The sequence below is a fragment of the Actinokineospora globicatena genome (genome assembly GCF_024171945.1).
In the GTDB taxonomy this organism is placed as follows: domain Bacteria; phylum Actinomycetota; class Actinomycetes; order Mycobacteriales; family Pseudonocardiaceae; genus Actinokineospora; species Actinokineospora globicatena.
Genome location: NZ_JAMTCR010000002.1, coordinates 283722 through 307136, shown reverse-complemented (window position 1 = coordinate 307136; position 23415 = coordinate 283722). Strand labels below are relative to the sequence as shown.

Below are 23415 nucleotides of genomic sequence, written 5' to 3'. Positions count from 1 at the left end.
ATCGGCGTCAGGACTCCGCGGTGAAGCGCGGGAAGGCGAGCTCGCCCGCGTAGCGCGCGGCGTCGCCCAGGGTCTCCTCGATGCGCAGCAGCTGGTTGTACTTGGCGGTGCGCTCGCCGCGGGCCGGGGCACCGGTCTTGATCTGGCCGACGCCGGTGGCCACGGCCAGGTCGGCGATGGTGGTGTCCTCGGTCTCGCCGGAGCGGTGGCTCATCATGCTGCGGTAGCCGTAGGAGGTGGCCAGGGTGACCGCGTCCAGGGTCTCGGACAGGGTGCCGATCTGGTTGACCTTCACCAGCAGCGCGTTGGCCGCGCGGCGGGCGATGCCCTCCTCCAGCCGGTCGGGGTTGGTGACGAACAGGTCGTCGCCGACGATCTGCACGCGCTCGCCCAGCTCGGCGGTCAGCCGCACCCAGCCGTCCCAGTCGTCCTCCGAGAGCGGGTCCTCGATCGAGACCAGCGGGTAGGCGTTGACCAGCTCGGTGTAGTACGCGATGAGCTGCTCGGCGCTCTTCTTGCTGCCCTCGAAGGTGTAGGCGCCGTCGGAGTGGAACTCGGTGGCGGCGACGTCGAGGGCCAGCGCGATGTCGCGGCCAGCGGTGTAGCCCGCCTTGTCGATGGCCACCAGGATCAGGTCGAGCGCCTCGCGGTTGTTCGACAGGCTCGGCGCGAAGCCGCCCTCGTCGCCGAGGCCGGTGCCCAGGCCCTTGGCCTTGAGCACGGACTTGAGCGAGTGGTAGACCTCGGTGCCCCAGCGCAGCGCCTCGCGGAAGCTCTCCGCGCCGATCGGCGCGATCATGAACTCCTGGATGTCGACCGCGGTGTCGGCGTGCGCGCCGCCGTTGAGGATGTTGAGCATCGGCACCGGCAGCACGTGCGCGTTCGGGCCGCCCAGGTAGCGGAACAGCTCCAGGCCGCTGGAGTCGGCGGCGGCCTTGGCCACCGCGAGCGACACGCCGAGGATGGCGTTGGCGCCGAGCCGGGACTTGTCCGGGGTGCCGTCGAGGTCGACCAGCTTCTGGTCCACGATCCGCTGGTCGACGGCGTCGACGCCCTGCAGCTCGGGGCCGATCTCGTCGAGCACGGCGGTGACGGCCTTCTCCACGCCCTTGCCGAAGTACCGGTTGGGGTCGCCGTCGCGCAGCTCGACCGCCTCGTGCTCACCGGTCGAGGCGCCCGAGGGCACCGCCGCACGGGCGAGCGTGCCGTCGTCGAGTGCGACCTCCACCTCGACGGTGGGGTTACCGCGTGAGTCCAGGATCTCGCGCGCGCCGACCTGCTCGATGACCGCCACGTGGTGCTCCTAACAACGTCTGCCGACTACTCCGGGTCGAGCCTAGCGGTGCTCTGACCCGGTCGGAGACGAACACGAGCGGGGGATCGCTCACATCGTGGGGCGAGTTGTTCTGGGGTCGAACTACCACCCCCGCCCGCCTATAGTTGATCTGACTATGACCCAGGAGCCCGCTGAGGTGTTCGCCGCGTTCCGCCACGCAGAGTCACTGGTGGCCCAACGCAGGCCCTTGGACGCCCTCGCGGCCCTCGTCCCGGTGCTCGAGGCCGAGCCGAACGCGCCGAGCGTGCACCTGCTCGCCGGTCGCGCCTACCTGGGCTCGGCCCAGTTGCGCCGCGCCGAGCAGGCCTTCCTGCGGGTGCTCGAGCTCGACCCGTCCGACCACTACGCCCGCTTCGCGCTCGGCAAGACGCTGCAGCGGCAGAGCAGGCTGACCGAGGCGCAGACCCAGCTGCGGATGGCGGTCGCGATGAACCCGCTGCCCGAGTACCAGGAGGCGCTCGGCGAGGTCAACGCCAGGATCTCGGTCGAGAGCGACCGCTGAGCGCGCGGGTTCCGGCCATCACCGCGGGTGTTCGCCCGGTGTCGGAGAAGATATCCCGGTCCGAGTCGCGTCACCGGCCGACGGGAGAATCCGGAGGATGAGCATCCAAGAAGAAGCGCAGCGGTTGAACGGCGTGGCGGACCGCGTCCCGGTCAACGCCACCCAGCAGTTCCTCAGCGAGTTGAGCAACATCGGGGCCGAGGTGTCGTCGATCCTGGGCAGCACGTCCACCTCCGGCAACATCACCAACCTGCTGCACCAGGCCGAGTCGCACGCCGACGCGCTCAACCAGGCCCTGCAACAGGCCCGCCAGGCCATCCAGGACGCCGCGCAGCACCACCTGACCGGCTGAGCCGCGGCCGCCGACCGGCACCGGCTGGTCGGCGGTTGGGCGCTGTCCGGTGAGTCCGGTGGGTGGGATTCGTGATCCGCGTGGTTCCTGGGTGCGCGGACGGGAAGCCGCTCGTACTGGACGTACTTGGGTTTTCCGGCCGTGCGGCCAGGAACCACGCGGGCGCGGATAGCGCGTGCCGGACTCGCAGGACAGCGCCTGATCCACAGCGGACGATCATCAGGCGGCCCGCTGTCAACCGGCGGGCGTCACGCGGTCGACCAGGTCCCGCGTCCGCACCCCGCGCGGCAGCACACCCAACACCCCGGACCGCGCGCCCAGCCGCGACGCGATGAACGCCTCGCCGACCTCCGGTGCCACCCGCAGCACCAGGCTCGCCTGCAGGCACAGGGCGATCAGCTCGGCCACCCGCCTGGCCCGCTCCGGCGACGCCTCGGCGATCTCCGACCGCAGCTCCGCCACCGCCGCGTCCAACCGCGCGTCCGCCCCGGCGGTCACCGCCAACTCCGCCCACAGCGCCTCGACCACGGACGGCTCCCGGCTCAACGCCCGCAGCACGTCCAGCGCGGTCACGTTGCCAGAGCCTTCCCAGATGGACATCAGCGGCGCTTCCCGGTAGAGCCTCGGCATGCCGGAATCTTCGATGTAACCGTTGCCGCCCAAGCATTCCAGTGCCTCGGCAACGACACCCGGCGCCCGCTTGCAGACGAGGAACTTCGCCGCTGGCAGCGCGAGGCGGAGCAGGGGAGAGCCGCTGTCGACCAACGAGGCCAGCCACATCCCCAGCACAGTGGCGCCCTCCGACTCCAGCGCCAGGTCGGCGAGCACGGCCGTCATCGCCGGTTGGTCCCGCAGGAGCGCGCCGAAGGCCGACCGGTGCGCGGCGTGGTGAGCGGCCTCGGTGAGAGCGGCCCGGATGTTCGCCGCGGAGCCGAGCACGCAGTCGAGCCGGGTCATGGTGACCATCTCGATGATGGTCCGCACGCCCCTGCCCTCGTCGCCGACCCGCCACCCCGTGGCGCCCGCGTACTCCAACTCGGCGGAGGCATTGGACTTGTTGCCCAGCTTGTCCTTGAGCCGTTGCAGCCGCAGTGCGTTGCGGGTGCCGTCCGGGAGCACCCTGGGCAGCAGGAAGCAGGTGAGGCCGCCGGGGGCCTGCGCGAGGGTGAGGAACAGGTCGTTCATCGGGGCGCTGGTGAACCACTTGTGGCCGACGAGCGCGTACGTCCCGTCCCCCGAAGGTGTTGCTGTGGTGGAGTTCACGCGGACGTCCGAGCCGCCTTGCTTCTCCGTCATGGACATCCCCACGAGCAACCCCGCTTTCGCTTCGGCGGGGCGCATACCAAAGTCGTAAGCCGAAGAGAGCAACCCGGGTTCGTAGCGCTCCGCGAGACCCGGTTCGTGGCGCAGCGCGGGGATCGCCGCGTAGGTCATGGAGATCGGGCAACCGTGCCCCGCTTCCACCTGCGACCAGACGCTGAACGCGGCCGCCCGGCGCAGGTGCGCGTGCTTGCCCGCGTCCGGTGCCCACGGTGCCGCGTGCAGGCCGTGTGCCACGGCGCGTGTCATCAGCCAGTGCCAGGACGGGTGGAACTCGACCTCGTCCACCCGGTTGCCGTACCGGTCGTGGGTGTGGAGCACCGGAGGGTGTTCGTTGGCCAACCTTCCGTGTTCACGCGCTTCGGCCGTCGCGGACTCCCTGGCCACCGAGTCGATCGAGTCGAGCACGCTGTCCGACCCGAACGCGCGCACGGCGCTGACCAGCGCGGGGTCACACGCGAGGGGGTCCGCGCGATGCAGAGGTGGGGGTTGGTTGATCACGTCGTGGGTGCTGTCCAGCGGGCGCGCGGGTGGCTCGGTGCCGGTCATTACCGAAGGGTAACTCGGCGTGCCAGGCAACCGGGGACGGTGCGCGTTCCGTCCCCCCTTGGTCGAGTACGGCCCCATTTCGAACCCCGGGGTTAACAACGGACGGACGTAAGGGCGGCAGGTGACGACTTCTGGACCCTTTTACCGCGGCTTCGCCTGCCGACGATGACTCTGGGACCGAGATGAGGCAGGGTAGATGACCGGAGAACTGAGCACGGGTCTGCGGCGGCAGGCGAAAGCACAACCGAGGGGCGGGGTTTCACGGTGAGTTCCAAGACCGGGGGCAGGAAGGCAGGCAAGCACCGGCAGCAGCGCAAGCGCAGACGCGGAGCGGCCGCGGCGGCAGGTGCGCTGCTGTTGGTCCCCGTCGTCGTGGCGGGCGAGCCGGTGAACTTCGCCGGTGCCGACGACGCGAGCGCCGTCGCACTGGCCAAGCACGTCGGCGGTGGGCTGTTCGGCCTCGCCGACCCCAACGAGGTCGGCGCGGACGGTTCGGCGCCGGAGAACACCGAGCTCGGCAAGCAGATCCTCGCCCTGGCGGGGACCCCCGAGCTGCTCAAGTACACGGCAGGCCCGGCGGTCACGCTGCCCGGCGGCCCCAACGGCATCCCGGGCACCATGCTGCAGGCCTACATGCGCGCGGCGCAGACGCTGGCCACCACCACGCCGAACTGCCACCTGGACTGGCCGCTGCTGGCCAGCATCGGGCGCATCGAGTCCAACCACGCGCGCGGCGGCCGGGTGGACGCCGGCGGCAGGACCGCGACCCCGATCCTGGGTCCGGTGCTCAACGGCGGTGGCTTCGCCGCGATCAGCGACACCGACGGCGGCCGCTACGACGGCGACGCCCGGTGGGACCGCGCGGTCGGCCCGATGCAGTTCATCCCGTCGACCTGGAAGGGCTACGCCTCCGACGGCAACGGCGACGGCGAGACCGACCCGAACAACATCTACGACGCCACCCTCGGCGCGGGCAAGTACCTGTGCTCCGGTGGTCTCGACCTGGCGAACCCGCAGCAGCGCGCGACCGCGGTGTTCCGCTACAACCACTCCGACAGCTACGTGCGCACGGTCCTGATCTGGGCCGACGCCTACGCCAAGGGCGTCACCCCGCTGCCGAGCACCCCGGTGGACCAGGCCGAGCAGCTCGCGCTGCCCGCGCCCAAGGAGCCGCAGCCGCAGGGCGGCACCACCCCGCCGCCGGTCGACGGCGTCTCCCCGACGCAGAGCTCGAGCGTCCCGCCGTCCGGCACCACCGCGCCGACCGGTTCCAGCGCCTCGACCACCTCGAGCACGGAGCCGACGGCCAGCTCCACCAGCCAGACCACGGCCCCGACGACCACGTCGAGCAGCGACCCGACCAGCACCACGACGCCGACCACCGCGCCGACCTGCGTCGAGCCGACCGAGACGACCACCCCGTCGCCGACGCCGACCACGACGCCGGTCCCGGACCCGTGCGCGCCGCTGGCCTCGTCCGCCCAGCCCACCGGTGCCGCCGGTTCCTCGGTGGTGCCGACTCCGTAGTACTGCGGAAAGGCAATACCCGCGATCCGCTTGATCAAGGAAACCGCCCCGCTCAGCACGAGCGGGGCGGTTTCCTTTTCGGCACCGGACGATCCTGTGGTTGGCCGCCTGTCCTGTGCCGCAAGGCAAAGATCTTGTGGGCGGCCCACCAGAATAGCGGCCCCCGGATCCTGTCACGGCGTTTTCACCGATGCCGCAGACGAAAGTCCCCACTTGGTTGACAGTGCTCACCGGCTGTGCGCATCCTGGGGTTCGCGTGCCACCAGGGGGTTTTTGTTTTTATTTAATTGTCCGCACCCGCGCGCCGCGCCCTGACTGTCCCAAGTGGATGGTCGGTGGTGCGCGGCCGGATCAAGGCCCGCGGTCCGCGCCGACCCGGGTGCGCAATTCGAGGGGGAGACGATGACCAGTCCTGTCCCGAGCCCCACCTGTCCGCCCGCCGGTGGACCCGAGGTCGACGTGGGCGGTGACCGGCCGATGGCGGAGCTGGCAGCCCTGCTCGACCGGGCCTGCGCGGCGGCCGAGCGCGACCGGCGGGTGCTGGTGCTCTGGCACCACGAGGCGGCGCGGCCGTGGCCGGGCGCCGCCGACGGCACCGACGTCGCGGCCTGGGAGCGGGTGCTGCGCCGGGTCGAGCGGCTCGACGTCCCGGTGGTCGCGGTGCTGGCCGGTGCCTGCGGCGGTCCCGCGCTGGAGACGGCGCTGGTGGCCGACCACCGCATCGCCGCCGTCGACGCCCGCGTCGGGCTGCCGCGCAACCAGGGCCGGGTGTGGCCCGGCGTCGTCCTGCACCGGCTCGCCACCCACCTCGGCGCGGCCAGGGCCAGGAGCCTGGTCGTGCGGGCCACCGACCTGACGGCCGCGGACGCGCACCGGATCGGCCTGGTGGACGAGGTCGTCGACGACCCGGCCGCCGCGCTGGCCGCCGTCATCGCCGACATCGGCCCGGTGACCAGCGGGTTCGCCGCCCGCCGGGCCCTGCTGCTCGACGCCGCGGGCCGCGACCACGCCACGGCGCTCGCCGCGCACCTCGCGGCCTGCGACGCGGAGCTGACCAGGATCGGCCTGCCCGGCCGCCTGCCCGCCCCGCACTGACGCCTTCACACCGTTCCGGGGCGGCAGCGTGACGACTGGCAAATGGCAACCGGTAATGATGGGCGCCGTCCTCACTCACCATTGACGGTCTGTGTCCTGCCTTCCCCGACCCGGTGAATGCGCGCACTGCCGAGTGCGATCGGGCACGTCCGCGCATTCCACCGGGCCGCACCCGACGAAAGTAGGTCGGCCCGGCCCGGGAAGACGCTGTAAAAATCCGACGCTTACGCTCGTGCCATGAGCAGAGTGGCCGCCATCGACTGCGGCACGAACTCGATCCGCCTGCTGGTGGCCGAGGTGGCCACCGGGCACGACGGCTCGGCCGCGCTGCGCGACCTGCACCGCGAGATGCGGGTCGTGCGCCTGGGCCAGGGCGTCGACGCCACCGGCCTGCTCGCCCCCGAGGCCATCGCCAGGACCAGGTCCGCCCTGGTCGACTACGGCGGCGTGCTGCGCCGCAAGGGCGTCGAGCGGGTGCGGATGGTGGCCACCTCGGCCACCAGGGACGCGGCGAACCGCGCCGAGTTCTTCGCCATGACCGCCGAGGTGCTCGGTGTCGAGGCCGAGGTCATCAGCGGGGCCGAGGAGGCGCGGCTGTCGTTCACCGGCGCCGTGGGCGACCTGGACCCCGACGACGGCCCCTTCCTGGTCGCCGACGTCGGCGGCGGGTCGACCGAGCTGGTGCTCGGCACCTGGGACGGGGTCTCCGCGACCTTCGACGGCGCGCACTCGGTCGACGTCGGCTGCGTCCGCCTCACCGAGCGCGCGCTGCGCTCCGACCCGCCGACCGCGGCCGAGGTGGCCGAGGCCGACGAGGTGGCCCGCCTGCTGCTCGACGAGGCGTTCGCGCAGGTCCCGGTGGCCGCCGCGCGCACCTGGGTCGGCGTCGCGGGCACCGTCACCACCATGGCCGCGATGGCGCTGGGGCTCTCGACCTACGACCCGGAGCGGATCCACCTGAGCCGGATCCCGTTCACCGGGATCGAGGAGATCACCACCCGCCTGCTCACCACCGGTCACCACGAACGCGCCGCCATCGGGGCCATGCACCCCGGTCGGGTGGACGTGATCGGTGGTGGCGCGGTGGTGGTCCGGGCCCTGGCCAGGCGCGTCGCGCTGGAGACGGAGATCACAAGCCTTCTGGTGAGCGAACACGACATTCTGGACGGCATCGCGCTGTCCATCGCGAGGACCGCGGGCCATCAGTGATCCGCATCAGTTTCTCCGATAGCCGTCATAACATTGCCCTGACACAGAATCGCCAACGACAAACTGTTCGGTTAGCGGTCACTCTCCGAAGATGCCATCCCCCAAACGGATGAACTCGCGCTGATTGTGACTCGTTTGTGACGCTGTCGATCGCCTGCTGACTCACCCCTCCGGTTAACTTCCACTCACTTTCGGAGCGGGCGGTTCCGCTCCGCGATCGACGACTGCCGTTGGGCGTACCAAGCCCGAGCACGTCGAACTAGCCTGGGAGGAGACCCATGCGCAAACCACGCTGGATAGCGGCATCGGTGATGCCGCTTGCACTCGCGCTCACGATCGCGGGGTGTGGCGGTGGCAGCGAGGACACCGGCAGCGGCGGCACCACCGGTGGCAACACCGGGGCCGCTGACGCCGATGGCGCGCTGTCGGCCTTCGGTACCGAGCCGGAGAACCCGCTCGTGCCCGGTAACACGACCGAGAGCGGCGGCAGCAAGGTCATCCGCGCGCTGTTCACCGGTCTGACCAGGTACGACGCGGTCACCGGTGAGTCGAAGAACGCCGTGGCCAAGGAGATCGCGACCACCGACTCCAAGACCTACAAGATCACGCTCAACGCGGGCTGGAAGTTCCACGACGGCACCCCGGTGAAGGCCAAGAACTTCGTCGACGCCTGGAACTACACCGCCTACAGCCCCAACGGGCAGCAGGGCGCGAGCTTCTTCGAGCAGGTCCAGGGCTACAAGGACGTGCACACCGAGGACCCGGACGGCACCGCGGGCCCGCAGAAGGCGCCGGAGCCGACCACCAAGGAGATGTCCGGCCTCAAGGTCGTCGACGACACCACCTTCGAGGTCAACCTCACCGCCCCGTTCGCGGTCTTCCCGCTGAAGCTGGGCTACAACCCCTTCTTCCCGCTGCCGGACTCGTTCTTCAGCGACCAGAAGGGCTTCGAGGCCAAGCCGGTCGGCAACGGCCCGTTCAAGTTCGTCTCGCGCAAGCCCAACGCCGAGATCGTGCTGACCCGCAACGACGACTACGCCGGTGACGACAAGGCGAAGTTCAAGGACCTCACGTTCAAGATCTTCGAGTCGAACGAGGCCGCCTACACCGCCATCGTCGGCGGTGACCTGGACTTCCTCGACACCATCCCGCCGACCGGCATCGCCGGTGGCAAGTACAAGCAGGACCTCGAGGGCCGCAACGGGTCGACCCCGTACATGGGCAACCAGACCCTGACCTTCCCGTACTACGACCCGACCTACACCAACGCCGACCTGCGCAAGGCGCTGTCGCTGGCGATCAACCGCCAGGAGATCGTCGACAAGATCTTCGACGGCACCCGCATCCCGGCCGACGGCTGGGTCAACCCGGCTGTCCCCGGCTACGCCAAGGGCCAGTGCGGCGACCTGTGCACCTACAACCCGGAGAAGGCCAAGGAGTACCTGGCCAAGTCCGGCTTCAAGGGCACCGTCAAGTTCTCCACCAACGCTGACGGTGGGCACAAGGACTGGATGACCGCGACCTGCAACAGCATCAAGAACGCGCTGGGCATCGAGTGCCTCTACGAGCCCATCCCGACCTTCGCCGAGACCCGCCAGAAGATCAACGCGCGGCAGATGAACGCGATCTTCCGCACCGGCTGGATCGCGGACTACCCGTCGATCGAGAACTTCCTGAACCAGCTGTACCGCACCGGCGCTTCCTCGAACGACGGTGAGTACTCCAGCCCCAAGCTCGACGCGATCCTGGCCCGGGCGGACTCCGCCCCCAGCGTCGAAGAGGCGAACAAGCTGTACCAGGAGGGTGAGCGCGTGCTCGCCGAGGACTTCCCGGTCATCCCGCTGTGGAACCAGACCGCCCAGTACGGCTGGTCCGAGCGGCTCGACAACGCCCGCCTCAGCTCGCTGCGTGAACTGGACCTGACCAGCGTGACGGTCAAGAAGAAGTAGTTCACACCAGTTCCACTCCGGGCCGGGGGTGCGGCGATCCCGCGCCCCCGGCCCGGAGTCAGGTTGGGAGAGACAATGGGACGCTACGTCCTCCGACGACTACTACAGCTGATCCCGGTGTTCATCGGGACCACCTTCCTGATCTACTGGCTGGTCTGGAGCCTTCCCGGCGACGCGTTCGCGGGCAAGTGCGGCGACCGCCCCTGCCCGGACGCCTACGTCCAGGCCATGATGGACAAGTTCAACCTCGGCGACCCGCTGGTCGTGCAGTACGGCAAGTACATGCTCAACGTGCTGCAGGGCAACTTCGGTGAGACCTTCCGCGGCCTCGACGTCGGCGAGCTCATCGGCGACGCCTACCCGAACACCATCCGGTTGGCCCTCGTCGCGCTCGCCATCGAAGCGGTCATCGGCCTCGCCGCGGGCGTGCTGACCGGCCTGCGCGGCCGCGGCTTCCTGGACAACCTGGTGCTCGTCTCCACGTTGTTCCTGATCTCGCTGCCCGTCTTCGTCACCGGCTTCGTCCTGCAGATCACCCTCGGGTTCGAGCTCAAGTGGATCAAGACCACGGTCTCCGCCTCACCAGCGCCGTGGGAGCACCTCATCGTCCCCGGGTTCGTCCTCGGCAGCCTGTCCATGGCCTACGTGACCAGGTTGACCAGGACCTCCATCGCGGAGAACAAGCGCGCGGACTACGTCCGGACGGCGACCGCCAAGGGACTGCGCCAGCGGCGCGTCGTCGGCGTGCACCTGCTGCGCAACTCCGCGATCCCCGTGGTGACGTTCCTCGGTACCGACCTCGGCGCCCTCATGGGCGGAGCCATCGTCACCGAGGGCATCTTCGACATCAAGGGCATCGGCAGTCTCGTCTACGACGGCATCATCGGCAAGGAAGGGGTAACGGTCACCGGCGTCGTCACGCTGCTGGTGATGGTCTACCTGTTGTCGAACCTGCTGGTGGACCTGCTCTATGCCGTCCTCGACCCAAGGATCCGCTATGACTGACCCGAGCACCGCGAGCGCGGTGACGACCGCTCCAGAGGAGTTCGTCACCGCGGCAGAGCACGCCGAGGTCAAGGGCAACAAGCCCCGCAGCCTCGCCTCCGACGCCTGGCACGACCTGCGCAGGCGACCCCTGTTCATCGTCTCCGCGGCGCTGATCCTGCTCGTGCTGCTCATGGCGTTCTGGCCGAGCCTGTTCACCTCGGTGGACCCGAACTACGCCGAGCTGGGCAAGAGCCGCGAGGGACCCTCGGCGGCCGCCTGGTTCGGTTACGACAACCAGGGCTACGACCTGTTCTCCCGGACCATCTACGGGAGCCGGGCGTCGATCATCGTCGGCGTGGCAGCGACCCTGCTCACCGTCCTCATCGGATCGACCTTCGGCCTGCTCGCCGGGTACTACGGCGGTTGGCTCGACGGACTCATGTCGCGCATCGCCGACGTGTTCTTCGGCCTGCCCTTCGTCCTGGGCGCCATCGTCATCCTGTCCAGCTTCCGCGCCAGCGGCGACACCAGCGCGACCCAGATCATCTTCCTGGTCGTGCTGTCCATCTCGATCCTGTCGTGGCCGGTGTGCATGCGCATCATGCGGTCGGCGGCCATCGCCGCCAAGCAGCAGGACTACGTCAAGGCCGCCCGCGCGCTCGGCGCCAGCACGTCGCGGATCATCCTGCGGCACATGCTGCCCAACGCGGTCGCGCCCGTGCTGGTCTACGCGACCATCGCGCTCGGCGCGTTCATCGGTGCGGAGGCGACGCTGTCGTTCCTCGGCATCGGGCTGCGCGCGCCGGTCGTGTCCTGGGGCGTGATGATCTCGGACTCGCGCGACGTGATCCGGGTGGCCCCGCACAGCCTGCTGTTCCCCGCTGCGTTCCTGACCGCGACCGTGCTCGCCTTCGTGATGCTCGGCGACGCCGTGCGCGAAGCGCTGGACCCCAAGGCGAGGTAGCGCCATGACCACCACACAGTCCGAAGTGGACTTCGAAGAACCAGGCCAGGTCCCCGGGGCCCCGCTGCTGGAGGTCGACGACCTGTTCGTCGAGTTCCGCACCCGCGACGGGGTGGCCAAGGTGCTCAACGGCGTCAGCTACCGGGTCGAGCCGGGTGAGACGCTCGCCGTGCTCGGCGAGTCCGGCTCCGGCAAGTCGGTGACCGCGCAGACGATCATGGGCATCCTGGACATGCCGCCCGGCTTCATCACCGGCGGCGAGATCCGGTTCCACGGCGAGAACCTGCTCAAGGCCTCGGCGCGGCGGCGGCGGGAGGTGCGCGGATCGGGCATCGCCATGATCTTCCAGGACGCGCTCTCCGCGCTCAACCCGGTTTTCACCGTCGGCTTCCAGATCGAGGAGCAGCTGCGGCTGCGCCGGGGGATGTCGCGAAAGGACGCCCGCAAGCGCGCCGTCGAACTGCTCGACCAGGTCAAGATCCCGAACGCGAAGGGCCGGGTGCGCCAGTACCCGCACGAGTTCTCCGGCGGCATGCGGCAGCGCGCGATGATCGCGATGTCGCTCGCGCTCGACCCGGAGATGCTCATCGCCGACGAGCCGACCACCGCGCTCGACGTCACCGTGCAGGCCCAGATCATGGACCTGCTCAAGGACATCCAGGTCGAGCGGAACATGGGCCTGATCCTGATCACCCACGACCTCGGCGTGGTCGCCGAGGTCGCCGACCGGATCGCGGTCATGTACGCCGGGCGGATCGTGGAGCAGTCGCTCGCGCGCGACCTCTACCGCAAGCCCGGCCACCCCTACACCCAGGGGCTGCTCGACTCGCTGCCCCGGCTCGACCTCAAGGGCACCGAGCTGCGCACCATCAAGGGGCTGCCGCCGAGCTTGCTCAACGTGCCCAAGGGCTGTCCGTTCAACCCGAGGTGCCCCCGCGTGCAGGACATCTGCAAGACCGAGGTCCCGCCGCAGCACCGCCTGGCCCCAGGTCGGCTCAGCGCCTGCCACTTCGCCGAGGAGCTGATCAGCGGTGACTGACAACATCATCGAGGTCCGCGACCTGGTCAAGCACTTCCCGGTCCGGGTCGGCGTGCTGTTCAAGCGCACCGTCGGGCACGTGCGCGCGGTCGACGGCGTGTCCTTCGACCTCAAGCGCGGCGAGACCCTCGGCGTGGTCGGCGAGTCCGGCTGCGGCAAGTCGACGCTGGCCCAGGTGCTGATGCGGCTGGAGCCCGCGACCAGCGGCACGGCCACCTTCGAGGGTCGCGACATCCTGAAGATGAAGGGCGGCGAGCTGCGCAAGCTGCGCCGCGACATCCAGATCGTGCTGCAGGACCCGTACACCTCGCTCAACCCGAGGATGACCGTCGGCGACATCATCGGCGAGCCGTTCGAGATCCACCCCGAGGTGGCGCCGAAGGGCTCGCGGGCGAAGAAGGTGCGCGAGCTGCTCGACGTGGTCGGGCTCAACCCCGAGCACATCAACCGCTACCCGCACCAGTTCTCCGGCGGTCAGCGCCAGCGCATCGGCATCGCCCGCGCGCTCGCGCTGCGGCCCAAGGTGATCGTCTGCGACGAGCCGGTCTCGGCGCTGGACGTGTCCATCCAGGCGCAGGTGATGAACCTGCTCGGTGATCTGCAGACCGAGTTCGGGCTGTCGTACGTGTTCATCGCGCACGACCTGTCCGTGGTCCGCCACCTGTCCGACCGGGTCGCCGTGATGTACCTGGGGAAGGTGGTGGAGATCGGGACGGAAGAGGAGATCTACGAGCACCCGACCCACCCCTACACCCAGGCGCTGCTCTCGGCGGTGCCGGTGCCGGACCCGGAGCTGCGCAGCTCCCGGCAGATCATCCGGCTGGAGGGCGACGTCCCCAGCCCGGTCGACCCGCCGTCGGGCTGCCGGTTCCGCACCCGGTGCTGGAAGGCGCAGGACATCTGCGCGCAGGAGGCGCCGAAGCTGGTGACCAGGGTGGCCAACCACCCCAGCGCCTGCCACTTCGCCGAGGAGAAGTCGATCGTTCCCTGAGTCGGGGGCAGACCTCAGGGATGGTGCACGAGGAGGAGTTCGCGTGAATCGTCGCAAACTGGTCGGTGCCGCGCTCGCGGTTCCGCTGGTGGTGACCCTGGCCGGGTTCGTCGCGCCCAGCGCGGCCCACGCCCAGCCAGCACTGTCCGGCAAGACCGTCGAGTTCAACGTCCTCACCGCTGACGGCGCGTCCGTCGAGTCGGTCGAGGCCGCCGTGCGCGCGGCCGGTGGCACCGTGGTGACCAGCAACAAGGCCGCTGGTCTGATCACCGCCACCGCTCCCGAGAACGGCTTCACCGCCCGACTCGCGGGGAACAGGGCGGTCGACACGGCCGCCCGCTCGAAGTCCATCGGCCAGTCGCCGCGCGGTTCCAAGGCGGCCAAGGCCAAGGCCGTCGAGCAGGAGGGCCGTTCGGCCAAGGTGGGCAAGAAGAAGGCCCCGAAGGCGTCGACGGCGGGTCTCGACCCGCTCGACTCGCTGGCGTGGGGCCTGTCCGCGGTGCGCTCGGACCTGGCCCGCACCAAGCAGGCCGGGGACAAGCGGGTCAAGGTCGGTGTCCTGGACACCGGCGTCGACGCGTCGCACCCGGACATCGCGCCCAACTTCGACCGGGCGCTGTCGCGCAACTTCACCCGCGACATCCCGTTCGACGAGAACGGCGAGGTCGTCGACGGCCCCTGTGAGTACCGGGGCTGCGTCGACCCCGCGGACGTCGACAACGGCGGGCACGGCACGCACGTCGCGGGCACCATCGCCGCGGCCGCCGACGGCTTCGGCATCTCCGGTGTCGCGCCGAACGTGTCCATCGTCAACATCCGCGGTGGCCAGGACTCCGGCTACTTCTTCCTGCAGCCGGTCGTCGACGCGATGACCTACGCGGGCGACGCGGGCATCGACGTGGTCAACATGTCGTTCTACGTCGACCCGTGGCTCTACAACTGCGCCAACAACCCGGCCGACAGCCCGGAGCAGCGCGCCGAGCAGCGGCTGATCGTCCGGTCCATCAACCGGGCGATGGAGTACGCGCACCGCAAGGGCGTCAGCCAGATCGTCTCGCTCGGCAACGGGCACATGGACCTGGGCAACCCGTTGCCCGACTCCAGCAGCCCGGACTACCCGGCAGGCGCGGCGTACCTGCGCACGATCGACAACGCGACGTGCTTCTCGCTGCCGATCGAGGGCCCGCACGCCATCGGTGTCAGCGCGTACGGCCCGTCGCAGGCCAAGGCGGACTACTCGAACTACGGCACCGAGCGCATCTCGGTGTCGGCGCCGGGTGGGTACTTCCGCGACGGCCTGGGCACCGACTGGTACCGCACCAACGAGAACCTCATCCTCTCGTCCTACCCCCGCAACGTCGCACTGACCGAAGGGGCGATCGACGAGGCCGGGGACATCACCCCGGACGGTGAGGCGCTCGGGGTCCAGAAGGCCTGCAAGCCCAACGGCACCTGCGGCTACTACCAGTACCTGCAGGGCACCTCGATGGCCTCGCCGCACGCTTCCGGCGTGGCCGCCCTGATCGTGTCCCAGTACGGCGACTACACCCGCAACGGCGTGTCGCTGTCCCCGGACAAGGTCAAGCGGGTCCTCGAGGGCACCGCGGCCGAGATCGCCTGCCCGACCCCGCGGACGGTGGACTACACCCCCATCGGCCGCCCGGCCGAGTTCAACGCGACCTGCACCGGCACCGCCTCCTTCAACAGCTTCTACGGCCACGGCTCCGTGGACGCCTGGAACGCGGTGACCGGCGGTCGCAAGTTCCTGAAGTAGCACCAGTTCCACGCGAAGGCCCCCCGGTGCACCCGGGGGGCCTTTTCGTTTATCGTCGTCCCGGACCCGCCGCCTGCCGAGGGACGTCGATGCGCCTGCCCGATCCCGCCCGCTCCCGGGCCATCCTGATCGGAACCACCGACTACCAGCGCCTGCCCGACCTCCCGGCCGTCCGGGCGAACCTGCGCGACCTCGCGGCCGCCCTCACCGACCCGGACCTGGGCGGGTTCGCCCCGGAGCACTGCGTGGTGCTGGCGAACCCGACCTCGGTGCGCGAGGTGTACCGGGCGCTGCGGGAGCAGACCAAGGCGCAGGACACGGTCCTGGTCTACTTCGCCGGGCACGGCCTGATCAGTCCGGGCAAGGGCGAACTGCACTTGGCGCTGTCGGACACGGACCCCGACGAGGTCCGGGTCAGCGCCTTGGCGTTCGACGTGGTGCGGGAGGTGCTGCGCGAATCGCCCGCCGCCAACCGGGTCCTGGTCCTGGACTGCTGCTTCAGCGGCCGCGCCCTCCCCGACGCGATGGGCACGGTCGTCGGCCAGGTCGAGGTCACCGGCACGTACACCCTCGCCGCCACACCACCCAACGCTGTCGCTCTCGCGCCCAGAGGCCACACCCACACCGCCTTCACCGGCGAACTCCTGCACGTCCTGACCCACGGCGTCGCCAACGACTCGGAACTCCTCGGCCTGGACGACATCTACCGCGCGGTCCACTCCCGCATGTCCGCCCACGGCTATCCCTTACCCGGCAGCGCGGGCTCGCACAACGCGGGCCTGCTCGCGCTCGCCCGGAACCCCGTGCACCACCCGCGTCCACTGCCGCCCGTCGCCGAACGCCGCCGCTTCCCTTGGGGGACGGTGGTTGTGGCCGCGGCCCTGGGTATCGCCACCGCCTTCGCGGGCTGGTTCGCCTACGAGAGCTTCACTCCAGACCCGTTCGACGCGCTCCACGCCCCGACCTCCTCTTCTCCGACACCCACCTCAGCTCCCGCGAAACCCGCCGTCGTGACCACCACTACCACCACGCCGACCGCCCCCACATCGGTCACCGAGAAGCCGGTTATCAAGGTGTACAACAACTCCTCCGTTCCTGGCCTAGGGGCGAAGGCGGCAGAGGACATCGGCGATCTGGGGTACGACGTCGCCCCAGGTGGCAACTACTCCGGCGGTACGATCCCGATGACCACCATCTACTTCCGCGCAGGCGACCAGTACGAGCGGGAGTTGGCCGAGAAAGTGGCCACCGACCTCGGCGCCCGCTGCGAGTCCCGCTTCGACGGGATCAAAGACGCCTCGCCCGGCGTGCTGGTCATCGTGACCAACGACTACCGCTCCCCGGAGAAGCTTCCCGCAGGCGAGACCCGCCCGCCGGTCACCTGCGACTAGCCGTCGAGCGGCGGGAAGTCTTGATTCCGTTGCGGGGCAAGTGGAATCGGCGTATACCGGACGGTGTGACTAGCCGATGGCTCGTTCTGGCCCTGGTCTTGGTCGCCGCAGTGGTGGGGGTGGTTCTGTGGGCGCCGTGGGGTGAGCGGACCGTGGGGTCTGGGGCCGAGTCGCCGGAGGACGCTGCTGGGATCTATGTCCACGCGCTGAACCGGTGGGACGAGGCGCGGTTGCGGGATCTCTCGATCACCGACGGACCGACCCTGGACGCTGGCATCAAGCGGCGGTTCGACACCAGCGGCGGCAAGGGGATCACGATCGGCGACCGGCGGGTCCGGTACGGGCCCGCCCCGCACCAGGCCTCCGTCAACCTGGTCGGGCGCACCGCATCGGGTGAGGTGTTCAGCGAGCGGATCTTCCTCAACCGGGTGAACGACCACTGGTTCGTCAACCTGCACGACATCCCCGAGGACCAAGGCACCCCGCCGCTGCCGACAGCCAACACCGGTAGACCGTAAAGCTCCACAGTGGACAGCGCCGGCTGCTCCTGTGCCAGAGCAGGACGCGAGCCTCGGCCACGATCGCCGCTTCTTGGGCTCGGGGTACAGGATCGGGTTGGTCGAATTCGGCTACGCGCTTGGTGAGGATGTCGAAGCCCTTTGGCAGGTCGAGGTCGGGCAGGGGAACAGGTCCGCGCGGTTGGCGGCGTGGGCGCGGTGGTTGTCCTCCCAGAACTGGAGGCCCCAGCCGCGCCAGCGGTCCTGACTGTGGACAAGTCGATGTGGAGGTAGTCGAAGGTCCAGTGACCCGCGGTGCGGGTGGTCAGGTCGACGTGCAGGCCTGGCTGGAGGAAGCGGTCGAGGTGGGTGATCGTTCCCGGTGGCGGTAGCTGGTTCGCGATGGCGGGGCCGAGTGCGACGCACATGGCCTGGTACACCGCATAGGCCCGGACGCCGTCTGTGTCCCGGATAGTGACGAGGCAGTCGGCGTTCTTGACCGGGGCGGGTGTCACGGAGTCCAGGACTTTCCTGGCGCGGGTGAGCGCGGGGTCCTCGCCGACGTAGCGGATCAGGTCGGTCAACCGACGTCGAGCTCCTGTGCGCCCCAGTGGGAGTAGTACAGCTCCCGGGTGCCGTTCTCGACTACGACGTAGTTGGTCCGCGCTCCCACGTACTGGATTGTCCCACTGGCTCCACTGCGGACGGGCCACCGCTGGGGTGGATGACAGCGGGCCCCGTCGAGTCGGTCTCGGCGGGACCCGCTGCCCTGTGGTGGAAGGGGGTCATTCCATGGTCAGCACGAACCTCGGTCGGTTGAGGCGGATCTGTCGTGCTGTCTCCTCAAGGGCGTCGGCCAGGGCGTCGGCCTGTTCGGGAGAGGCCCAGCCGATGATGAGACCGGAGGCGTAGTCGCGCAGCCGGGTGGGTAGCGTGTCCAGTTTGGCGGCGAGCAGGACGATCGCCCGTGCCGTGTCGACCTGCTCCGGGGTCGCCGTCACACCGTGCCACCCATCCGTGCCGCGGACCCGATCTCCCCGACCACGCCCACCACCTCCTCCACCGCGGTCAACGCTAGGAGCGGGTGGGTGGCGGGCTTTGCCACTGTGGCAAGGTCCCCCGTTCGGCGCACCGCGCAAACCCATGAGCGGGAACGCATATGGGACCTTACGTCAGCAATCCCGCGCGGTAGGCGAGTCCGCGCAGTTCGCGGCCGATGGCGTCGTCGCGGGCGCGGGCCAACAGTTCCGCGAGCACGGAGTGCATGAACGGGTGCCGGTGCACACGCGCGGGCGAGATGCGTTCGGCGCGGCGCAGCATCAGGACGGCTTCGTCGCGGCGGTTGGGCATCCGCGCCAGGGCTCGGCCGTACTCGCGCCAGTACGCCGACTTGCGCGTCGGTGACGGCAGGACGTTCGGGTCGACCGTGCTCGCGATCCGGACCGCCTCGGCGTGCTCGCCCGCCTCGAGGGCCACCGTCATGCGCCAGACGCCGACGTTGGACGGGCCGAAGCCGAACCACAGCGCGTTGCCCTCACCGGCGTGCCCGGCCAGGTCCTCGGCGTGGTCGAGCGCCGCGGCCCGTTCGCCCTGGTCGCCCTTGGCGGCGGCGACCAGCGACCTGGTGAGCGTCAACATGCCCGACATCTGCAGTTCGGTGTTGCCCGCCGTGCCCGGGTCGGTGTCGTCGAGCACCCGCTGGGCCAGGTCGAACCCACCGGCCCCGATCAGCCCGAACGCGGTGCCGAACCCGCTGACGGCCAGGTACGCGGCCTCGTCGAGCCGCTGCGCCGCGTCGGCGGCCAGGGTGGCCGCCTGCCAGCCCAGGTCCTGGCTGGCGCCGATGTCACCCAACCAGGCCTGCGTGCCCTGCACGTGGGTGATGACCAGCAGCCGCAAGACCTCCTGCCGGTCACCACCGGCGGCCAACGTGGTGTGCAGGTCGTCGATGAGATCCGGCAACTGGGCGCCGACGAGCCCGTAGTCGCACTGCCGCTGCCGTTCCAGCAGGTGGTCGGCCCTGGCCCGCAGCTCGTCGATCCCGCAGACCCGGCCGCGCTCGACGTGCATGGCCGCCCCGAACAACGCGAGCCGGACCGCGCCGAGCGAGCGGTCCTCCTCCGCCTCGCCGGGGGACGAGAGCGCGACGTTGGTGATCTCGGTCGGCGCGACGTCGAGCGCCCGCGCCAGCGACATGATCAGCGACCGCCGGTCCAGCGCCCGGTGCCCGGACTCCAGCCTGCTCAGGTAGGACGGCGAGATGCCAGCCAGGCCCGCGACGACCGCAAGCGACTTGCCCCGCGCGTTGCGGATCTGCCGCAGGCGGCGCCCGATATCGCTCACGCTCGACCCCTTCGCCGAAGGGAGGCTCAGCTGAGACCGCCCCCGGCCGGACCGGCCGGGGGCCACGCCGCCCAGCGTACGGCGTCGGGGTCCGCGGGGTAACCGCTTATCCGCTAACGGTTTTCCCGATGAACGCGGCGATGTCCTTCGACTGGCGCAACCGGGACGGCTCGTGCACGTACATCATGTGCCCGGCCTCGTAGTAGCAAACCTCGATGTTGTCGCGCAGCTCGGCGGGGATGTCGAGCTGTGCCAACGAGTGCTCGGTGGCGAAGTACGGGGTCGCGCCGTCGTGGTACCCGGATGCGACGTGCACCCGCAGGTGCGGGTTGGCCCGCATCGCCGCCGAGAGCTTGTCGGTGACCGTGACGTGCGCGTTCTCGAACTCCTTGAACGACCAGGATCGATTCACCTCGAAGCTGAGCACCTCGTAGGGCAAGTCGTTGGGGTAGGCCAGTTCCGCGTGCAGGTAGTGGTTCATACCAGCGGTGTAGGCGCCCATGATGCCCGCGCTGGTCGGGTCGTCGCTGAACCGTTCACGACCGTAGTCGGTGTCCCACCCGGTGAACCTGCCGTCGAGCCGCCCGACGGTTTGCTTGCGGTGGCGCAACAGTTCGGTGAAGAAGCGAACGTGCTCGACCCGCAGGTCCACCCGGTCGACGTAGTCGGGGCTCAGGCCGGTCAGCCGCGCGAGGGTGGCCACCGCCGTCTCCCGCTCCTCAGTGGACAGTCGAGAACCCCTGGCGAGCGCGTACGGGTAGTCCCGGGCGGCGAAGGCCTCCGCCTCGTCGAGCACCTCGCGCAGCGGCCGGTCCCCGTGCAGGCCGTGGTAGTGCGCGATCGCGGCGTAGCTGGGCAGGAACAGCGGGTACGGGGTGTCGTTGCCCGGGGTGAAGTACAGGGTGCCGAAGTCGAGCACCGAGGAGATCAGGATCAGGCCGTTGAGGTACATCCCGCGCCTGGTCTGCAGGTGGTGCGCCAGCCCGGCCGCGCGGGTCGTGCCGTAGGACTCACCGGCGAGGAACTTCGGCGAGATCCAGCGCCCGTTGCGGGAGGTCCACAGCCGGATGACCTCGCCGACGGACTCGATGTCGGCCCCGAAGCCGTGGAACTGGTCGGCCTTCTCGCCCTTGACCGCGCGCGAGTACCCGGTGGACACCGGATCGATGAAGACGAGGTCGCTGTGCGCCAGCAGCGTCTCGGTGTTGTCGACCAGCCCGTAGGGCGGCGCGGCCAGGTCGCCGACGTCGCCGCTGACCACCCGGCGCGGCCCGAACAGGCCCAGGTGCAGCCAGACGCTCGCCGAGCCGGGGCCGCCGTTGAAGGCGAAGGTGACCGGCCTGCGCGCCGGGTCGGCCCCGTCGAGGGTGTAGGCGGTGATGAACACCTCGGCCTTGGCCTGGTGCCCGTCGAACTTGCCGTCGGTGGTCACCTCCTGGCGGAGCACGACCCGGCCGGTGGTGGCCGTGTAGTTCAGCTTGCGCCTGCGCACGGTGAGCGAGTGGGAGGTGCTGACCAGGTCGTCGGTCGGCTCGACAACGGGCTTGGCCTCGTCGTCCGCATCGGTTTGTGCCATGTCCTCGACCCTAGCGGCGCGAGCGCGACGGGGTCGTGACGTGGTGTGATTGCCGGTTGTGAGCACCCTCGCCGACCTGGACCGCCGGGTCACCGGCTGCCGTGCCTGCCCGCGCCTGGTCGCCTGGCGCGAGGAGGTCGCCGCCACCAAGCGGGCCGCCTTCCGCGACCAGGAGTACTGGGGCCGCCCGGTGCCCGGCTTCGGGCCGCCGGACGCCTCGGTGGCCGTCGTCGGTCTCGCGCCCGCCGCGCACGGCGCCAACCGCACCGGCCGGATGTTCACCGGTGACCGCTCCGGTGACGTCCTCTACGCCGCCATGCACGCCGTCGGCCTGGCGTCGCAGCCGACGGCCACCCACATCGGCGACGGCCTCGAACTGCGCGGTGTGCGGATCACGGCGCCGGTGAAGTGCGCGCCGCCTGCCAACAAGCCGACCCCGCAGGAGCGCGACACCTGCCGCCCGTGGCTGGTCGAGGAGTTGGCCCTGCTGCGGCCGACCCTGCGCGCCATCGTCGTCCTCGGTGCCTTCGGCTGGCAGGCCCTGCTCCCGGTGCTGACCCCGATGTGGTCGGTCCCCAGCCCGCGCCCCCGCTTCGGCCACGGTGCCGAACACCGCCTGGCCGCGGTCGACGGCGGCCAGGACATCACCCTGTTCGGCTGCTACCACGTCAGCCAGCAGAACACCTTCACCGGCAGGCTCACCCAGGCCATGGTCGAGGACGTCCTGCGCCGGGCCGCCCGGTCGGGCGACTGATCTGGGCCGAACAGCGGCGTTGACACGTGTCGCTATGCTCGCTTCATGCGCTACCGCCGCGCTGTGGGGGATTTGTCCAGGCGGGGTGTTGGTGAGGTATCCACTGTGACAGCACTGGTCGTGGTGCTCGGCGTGCTCGTGTCGTGGGGGTTTGTTTTCCTGGCGCTGGACAGGCTGTTGGACAAACCCGTGCGGGAGATCAGGCTCCGTGTTCGGGTGTTGCCGGTGCCCGAGCTCGACCTCGTGGTGCTGGCGAATGCCGATTCCGGGAAAACGGGAACGGCTATTCCCCGGCGGTGACGCTCGGTGTCGATCATGGTCGACGGGCGGTGGTGGCGGCCCACATCGGACCGCCACCGCGCGGTCGAGTTGGGACTGTCAGCTTTCGACAAGCTGCCGAAGCAGGGTGGTGGTGTCGGCCTCGGACAGCGCTAACTGCTCGATCGCGAGGAACCGTTCCCAGGCGCCGGTGACGACCTCGTTGTCGCCGGTGGCGAGGTAGTCCTTACCGGCCGCCTCTTCGAACAAGACGGTGTCGCCGATCTCGTCGTCCAGTTCCAGCAACATGAAAGCGCCGCCGATTCCCGGGTGCGCGCCAGAGGTGAACGGCACGACCCGCAGCGTCGTGCAGTCCTCGGCCGACCGCGCGAGCAGGTGCCGCAGCTGGCCGCGCAGCACCTCGGGGCCGCCGATGGTCCGGCGCACCGCCGCCTCGTCGACCAGCGCGACCAGCTTCGGCCGGTCGCTCTCGAACCGGTACTGCCGCTGCAGCCTGCACTCGACCGCGAGGTCCAGCTCCACGCCGGAGTAGACGGTGGCGAGCACGGCCCGCGCGTAGTCGGCGGTCTGCAGGTGCCCCGGCACCAGCACCGGGTGGAACTGGTGGATCGCGGCGGTGGAGCCCTCGTAGGCCAGCAGCCGGCGGAACGGCTCGCTGGTGACCGCGTCGTAGCGGGCGTACCAGGGCTGCTCGCGCGACTCCTTGGCCACCTCGACGAGGTCGGCGACCACCTCCTGGTCGTGCATCCCGTACTCGGCGAGCAGCGCGCGCAGATCGGTGGTCGAGACGCCCACCGCCGCCTTCTCGATGCGAATCAGTTTCGACACCGACCAGTCCATGGTGGTGGCGACCTCGGGCTGGGTCTTGCCCGCCTGCTCGCGGAATGTCCGCAGGAGCCTGCCGAGCTGGCGCTTGGAGAAGCGGGGGTCTCGTTGTCTTGGCATGGTGCGACTCCGAGGGGGGACGATCGGCTACGGGGC

At 70.0% G+C, this 23415-nt stretch carries 21 protein-coding genes; 15 read left to right on the top strand and 6 right to left on the bottom strand.

All coding sequences use genetic code 11. The features are described from left to right. Positions 1-7 precede the first annotated feature (7 nt). Positions 8-1294 (bottom strand): phosphopyruvate hydratase, encoded by a 1287-nt coding sequence (gene eno / locus LV79_RS01475; RefSeq protein WP_253831379.1) that lies wholly within the window; start codon positions 1292-1294, stop codon positions 8-10. A 157-nt stretch (positions 1295-1451) separates the two neighbouring features. Between eno and LV79_RS01470 the strand changes: the two genes are divergently transcribed. Both LV79_RS01470 and LV79_RS01465 read left to right on the top strand, forming a co-directional pair. Further along, complete coding sequence (locus LV79_RS01470; RefSeq protein ID WP_253831378.1) at positions 1452-1838, top strand: tetratricopeptide repeat protein; 387 nt, start codon at positions 1452-1454, stop codon at positions 1836-1838. Positions 1839-1935: 97 nt separating this feature from the next. Next, a complete protein-coding gene (locus LV79_RS01465; RefSeq protein ID WP_253831377.1) occupies positions 1936-2190 on the top strand; it encodes a hypothetical protein in 255 nt (84 codons plus the stop codon). A 234-nt stretch (positions 2191-2424) separates the two neighbouring features. Here the strand turns inward: LV79_RS01465 and LV79_RS01460 are convergent, their stop codons facing one another. Next, positions 2425-4059, bottom strand: coding sequence for an acyl-CoA dehydrogenase family protein (locus tag LV79_RS01460; protein WP_253831376.1), 1635 nt, complete (start codon positions 4057-4059; stop codon positions 2425-2427). A gap of 264 nt (positions 4060-4323) precedes the next feature. Here LV79_RS01460 and LV79_RS01455 point away from each other — a divergent pair, with 264 nt between their 5' ends. The 11 genes from LV79_RS01455 to LV79_RS01405 all read left to right on the top strand — a co-directional run bounded on the left by LV79_RS01455 (position 4324) and on the right by LV79_RS01405 (position 17503). Continuing rightward, positions 4324-5586 carry a lytic transglycosylase domain-containing protein gene (locus LV79_RS01455; protein WP_253831375.1) on the top strand — a complete coding sequence of 421 codons (1263 nt, stop codon included), beginning with the start codon at positions 4324-4326 and terminating at the stop codon, positions 5584-5586. Between the two features lie 402 nt (positions 5587-5988). Further along, positions 5989-6681 (top strand): enoyl-CoA-hydratase DpgB, encoded by a 693-nt coding sequence (gene dpgB, locus LV79_RS01450; RefSeq protein WP_253831374.1) that lies wholly within the window; start codon positions 5989-5991, stop codon positions 6679-6681. Positions 6682-6918: 237 nt separating this feature from the next. Continuing rightward, the gene (locus LV79_RS01445) at positions 6919-7890 is read left to right on the top strand and encodes a Ppx/GppA phosphatase family protein (RefSeq protein ID WP_253831373.1); all 972 of its coding nucleotides are present in this window, start codon (positions 6919-6921) and stop codon (positions 7888-7890) included. A gap of 278 nt (positions 7891-8168) precedes the next feature. Further along, on the top strand, positions 8169-9839 hold the full coding sequence (locus LV79_RS01440) for a peptide ABC transporter substrate-binding protein (protein WP_253831372.1): 1671 nt from the start codon (positions 8169-8171) through the stop codon (positions 9837-9839). A 75-nt stretch (positions 9840-9914) separates the two neighbouring features. After that, positions 9915-10844: an ABC transporter permease gene (locus tag LV79_RS01435; protein WP_253831371.1), complete on the top strand. Its 930-nt coding sequence runs from the start codon at positions 9915-9917 to the stop codon at positions 10842-10844. Further along, a complete protein-coding gene (locus tag LV79_RS01430) occupies positions 10837-11790 on the top strand; it encodes an ABC transporter permease (protein WP_253831370.1) in 954 nt (317 codons plus the stop codon). The genes LV79_RS01435 and LV79_RS01430 overlap by 8 nt, the downstream gene beginning before the upstream one ends. A 4-nt stretch (positions 11791-11794) precedes the next feature. After that, positions 11795-12829, top strand: a complete 1035-nt coding sequence (locus tag LV79_RS01425; RefSeq protein ID WP_253831369.1) for an ABC transporter ATP-binding protein — start codon at positions 11795-11797, stop codon at positions 12827-12829. Further along, the gene (locus LV79_RS01420) at positions 12822-13820 is read left to right on the top strand and encodes an ABC transporter ATP-binding protein (protein ID WP_253831368.1); all 999 of its coding nucleotides are present in this window, start codon (positions 12822-12824) and stop codon (positions 13818-13820) included. Before LV79_RS01425 ends, LV79_RS01420 begins: the two co-directional genes overlap by 8 nt. A gap of 43 nt (positions 13821-13863) precedes the next feature. Beyond that, positions 13864-15594 (top strand): S8 family serine peptidase, encoded by a 1731-nt coding sequence (locus LV79_RS01415; RefSeq protein WP_253831367.1) that lies wholly within the window; start codon positions 13864-13866, stop codon positions 15592-15594. 89 nt (positions 15595-15683) lie between these two features. Then, positions 15684-16985 (top strand): caspase, EACC1-associated type, encoded by a 1302-nt coding sequence (locus LV79_RS01410; RefSeq protein ID WP_253831366.1) that lies wholly within the window; start codon positions 15684-15686, stop codon positions 16983-16985. Between the two features lie 65 nt (positions 16986-17050). Continuing rightward, the gene (locus tag LV79_RS01405) at positions 17051-17503 is read left to right on the top strand and encodes a hypothetical protein (protein WP_253831365.1); all 453 of its coding nucleotides are present in this window, start codon (positions 17051-17053) and stop codon (positions 17501-17503) included. A 764-nt stretch (positions 17504-18267) separates the two neighbouring features. On the opposite strand, the gene LV79_RS01400 is transcribed toward LV79_RS01405, so the two are convergent. The 3 genes from LV79_RS01400 to LV79_RS01390 all read right to left on the bottom strand — a co-directional run bounded on the left by LV79_RS01400 (position 18268) and on the right by LV79_RS01390 (position 21401). Then, positions 18268-18483, bottom strand: coding sequence for a hypothetical protein (locus LV79_RS01400; protein WP_092779822.1), 216 nt, complete (start codon positions 18481-18483; stop codon positions 18268-18270). Positions 18484-18649: 166 nt separating this feature from the next. After that, on the bottom strand, positions 18650-19825 hold the full coding sequence (locus tag LV79_RS01395) for a helix-turn-helix domain-containing protein (RefSeq protein ID WP_253831364.1): 1176 nt from the start codon (positions 19823-19825) through the stop codon (positions 18650-18652). Between the two features lie 106 nt (positions 19826-19931). Further along, the gene (locus tag LV79_RS01390) at positions 19932-21401 is read right to left on the bottom strand and encodes a S10 family peptidase (protein ID WP_253831363.1); all 1470 of its coding nucleotides are present in this window, start codon (positions 21399-21401) and stop codon (positions 19932-19934) included. A gap of 58 nt (positions 21402-21459) precedes the next feature. On the opposite strand from LV79_RS01390, the gene LV79_RS01385 reads away from it, so the two are divergent. Continuing rightward, positions 21460-22155, top strand: coding sequence for a uracil-DNA glycosylase (locus LV79_RS01385; protein ID WP_253831362.1), 696 nt, complete (start codon positions 21460-21462; stop codon positions 22153-22155). A 45-nt stretch (positions 22156-22200) separates the two neighbouring features. Beyond that, entirely contained in the window at positions 22201-22455 is a 255-nt protein-coding gene (locus LV79_RS01380) for a hypothetical protein (RefSeq protein WP_253831361.1), read from the top strand. 78 nt (positions 22456-22533) lie between these two features. Here LV79_RS01380 and LV79_RS01375 read toward each other — a convergent pair whose 3' ends face one another. Further along, a complete protein-coding gene (locus LV79_RS01375) occupies positions 22534-23379 on the bottom strand; it encodes a helix-turn-helix domain-containing protein (RefSeq protein WP_253831360.1) in 846 nt (281 codons plus the stop codon). Positions 23380-23415 lie beyond the last annotated feature (36 nt).